At 41.9% G+C, this 3755-nt stretch carries 2 protein-coding genes; one reads left to right on the forward strand and one right to left on the reverse strand.

Features of this window, described 5'->3' with window-relative positions:
- On the forward strand, nucleotides 1-3195 hold a 3195-nt coding region (locus tag V6C93_RS33895; protein WP_333481092.1), incomplete at its 5' end, for a helicase-related protein.
- Nucleotides 3196-3463: 268 nt separating this feature from the next.
- Here the strand turns inward: V6C93_RS33895 and V6C93_RS33900 are convergent.
- The coding region (locus V6C93_RS33900; RefSeq protein WP_333481093.1) for a hypothetical protein at nucleotides 3464-3755 on the reverse strand (292 nt) is incomplete at its 5' end.

A 3755-nucleotide genomic window follows, 5' to 3' on the forward strand; every position in this document is an offset into this window, starting at 1 on the left:
TCTATTGTCTCTGCTTACTTTACAATCTATGCATTTGATGCCTTAAAAGAACACCTTCTAAGCATCAATAATTTGAATTTTCTTTTCGGAGAACCTCGCTTTATTAAGTCCCTTGACCCCCAGAAAATCGATAAGAAGACCTTCCAAATTGAGGATGATGGTCTACAACTGTCAAATCGGTTAGTACAAAACCGAGTGGCAAAAGAATGTGCCGATTGGATTGCAGATAAAGTGCAGATTCGGTCAGTCAAGCAGTCCAACTTACTGCACGGCAAAATGTATCACGTTGCCCATAGTGGGGTTGAGGATGCCATTATGGGGAGTTCTAACTTTACTGTGCGGGGTCTGGGGTTGGGAACTAAAGGCAACAATATCGAACTCAATCTAGAAGTAGACAGCCACCCAAATAGACGCGATCTCAAGGCTTGGTTTGATGAACTTTGGAATGATGCGGGATTAGTCGAAGATGTCAAACAGGAAGTATTGCTGTACCTCGAACAACTCTATCAAAACAACGCTCCAGAATTTATCTATTATAAAACTCTGTTTCATATCTTTGAACAGTTTCTAGCAGACCAAGCTAGAGGTGGTTTGCTTAGTGAGAAAATCCATATTGTTGATACCGAAATCTGGAAAGCACTCTTTGAATTTCAGAAAGACGGAGTTAAGGGAGCCATTAACAAAATTCTTACTCACAATGGCTGTATTATCGCTGACAGTGTGGGTTTAGGTAAAACCTACGAAGCTTTAGCCGTTATCAAGTATTTTGAACTTCTCAATTACAAAATTCTAGTTTTTTGTCCTAAGAAGTTGCGCGAAAACTGGACAGTATATCAAGCACAGAACAATAGCGAACTCAATCCGTTTATCAGCGATCGCTTTAGCTATACAGTATTATCTCACACTGACTTGAGCCGCGATTCAGGTTTTTCGGGAGACATTAACCTGGAAACGATTAACTGGGGGAACTATGACCTAGTAGTGATTGATGAATCGCATAATTTCCGCAATAACATCAAAGGAAAGCGGGATGAAGAGGGCAACGTAATTCGCAAGAGCCGCTATGAACGGTTAATGGAAGATATTATCCAGAGCGGGATTAAAACCAAGGTGCTGCTCCTCTCCGCTACGCCAGTCAACAATGATTTGAAGGATTTGCGAAATCAGCTTTATTTTCTCACTGAAGGTCGAGACAATGCTTTTAGCGAATCGATTGGGATTACCAGTCTCAAGGAGACGCTAGCTAATGCCCAGCGTACCTTTACTAAGTGGGCTAAGAAAAGTGAGGAGCGCCAAACTAGCGCTTTGCTAGAGAACCTTAGTTCTACCTTCTTTAAATTGCTTGATGAACTGACTATCGCACGCTCCCGAAAGCATATTCAGAAATACTACTCCGACACAGTAGCTCAGTTAGGCGGATTTCCTAAACGCCTAAAACCAATCTCGGCAATTACTGAGATTGACTTAGAGGGGAAATTTATGTCCTACGATAACCTAAACGATGAGATATCCAACTATCAACTCTCGTTATTTAATCCCTCAAAATATATTCTTCCCCAATACCGCGATCTGTATGAGGATAGAGCCGTCAAAAATTTCAGCCAGAAAGACCGCGAGTATTTTCTCATTGGGATGATGAAAGTCAATTTTCTTAAACGGCTGGAAAGCTCGGTGCGTTCCTTTGCTATTACGATGAATCGCACTATTGAGAAAATTGAAGCTTTACAACAACAAATTGAACAATTCAAGCAGTTCTGTGACCAAACTCAGGAGTTTGGCTTCACTGATTTACAGGTTGAGTCATTGGACGATGAGGAATTCCAGGAAGCTATGCAGGTCGGGAAAAGTCTGACTTTTCAGATGGCGCATCTTGATATCGAGCAATGGCTAAAAGACCTAAGACGTGACAAAAAACAACTCAATATTCTCTACACTTCAGCTACTCAGGTTTCTGTTGAGCGCGATGCCAAACTAGCCGAGTTGAAAAACTTGATTTTTGAGAAGGTCAAATCCCCCACAACTAACAAACAAGGTCAGCCGAATCGCAAGGTGCTGGTATTTACTGCTTTTGCCGATACAGCCGAATATCTCTATAAGGCGCTCCAAGAATGGGCAACTACAGAGCTAAACGTTCACATCGCTTTAGTAACAGGAGGCACGTCGAGAAATAAAACTACGTTTGGTAGGAATGATTTTAATCATATCCTGACCAATTTTTCCCCTACCTCAAAGAAACGCGCCAAAATTGCATCCATGCCACAAGATACTGAGATTGACCTTCTCATCGCTACAGACTGTATTTCGGAAGGTCAAAATCTCCAGGATTGCGACTATTTGATCAACTATGACATCCACTGGAATCCGGTGCGGCTCATCCAGCGATTTGGTCGAATTGATCGAATTGGTAGTGTCAACTCGGCTGTGCAGTTGGTGAATTTCTGGCCCACTCAAGATTTAGATAAGTATATCACCCTGAAAAATCGAGTAGAAGCGCGGATGGCTTTGGTTGATATCGCCGCTACGTTTGAAGATAACTTGCTTGAGCCAGATGAAATTAAAGAACTGATTCGGAGCGATTTGAATTATCGCGATCGCCAGTTGATGCGCTTAAAAGATGAAGTGCTAGATTTAGAAGATTTTAGTGAGAGCGTTGCACTCAATGAATTCACGCTAGATGATTTCCGCATTGAACTGAGCAATTATATCGAAAGCAATCGGAAGTTACTTCAGAATGCACCTTTGGGGCTTTATGCGGTAGTTCCAACTAATCCAGACTATCCGATAGTTGCTCCGGGCGTAATCTTCTGCCTGAAACAGAAGAGTGACTCTTCTGCTAATAAAACGGTCAATCCTCTGCAACCCTACTTTCTCGTTTATATCCGTGAGGATGAAGAGGTACGATTCAAGTTTGCTCAGCCAAAACAGATTCTTGAGATGTATCGTCTGTTGTGTGCAAAGCGTACCGTGCCGTATGAAGCCTTGTGCAACCTGTTTGATCAACAGACTAACAACGGAACCAATATGACGCTTTACAACAATCTGCTTCAACGAACAGTTGATTCAATCATTGGTACTTATAACAAGCGTATGATCGGTCATCTCCAGTCTAGTCGGAGTGCAGTGCTAGTTGACCAACGACAGCAGGCTAAGGAGACAACTGATTTTGAACTGATCACTTGGCTGGTGATTAAATGACGGTGAGCGAACTACAAATCAAACAGGCTATTGAGCAAGCTCTGCGTAGTTTCAGCACAGGACACCTAGCCACCAACGCTCTAGCCCTCTTTCAGTCCCTTGGCTACCGAAGTGATAAAAAGCTTAACTTTTCTCTCCGTACTTCTGCAAATTTTCTTACTAGCTTTGACGAAGACAGCAAGCTCCATCACAAAAACGCTTTACTAGATGAATGGCTGTCTGTTGATTTTATCTTCCAGTTAACCTGGGATGAAATTATTAGTAATAATCAATTCCAGTTATCCTGTAACAACAGCGCAAAAGCTACTAACCCGTTCTTAACATCGTATTTGTTTTTTGCAAACTTAATATTGCCATTGAGAGTTTTTTGCCAAGCTTCGTGAAATTGGTCAAAATTGCTGAAATTATGCTGTTGGTACAGCTTTACCAAGGAAAGCTCAAAAAACTTTTTGATTTGGGCATCTGTTGGGCTAGCAAATGGTATATCCTTGATGTGCTTAACTTTTTCAAGCGCATCTTTAGATTCATCGCGTTTATGGGGGCGGCGGTCAATGATGGAA

The sequence above is a fragment of the Allocoleopsis sp. genome, assembly GCF_036703385.1.
Classification (GTDB): Bacteria; Cyanobacteriota; Cyanobacteriia; order Cyanobacteriales; family Coleofasciculaceae; genus Allocoleopsis.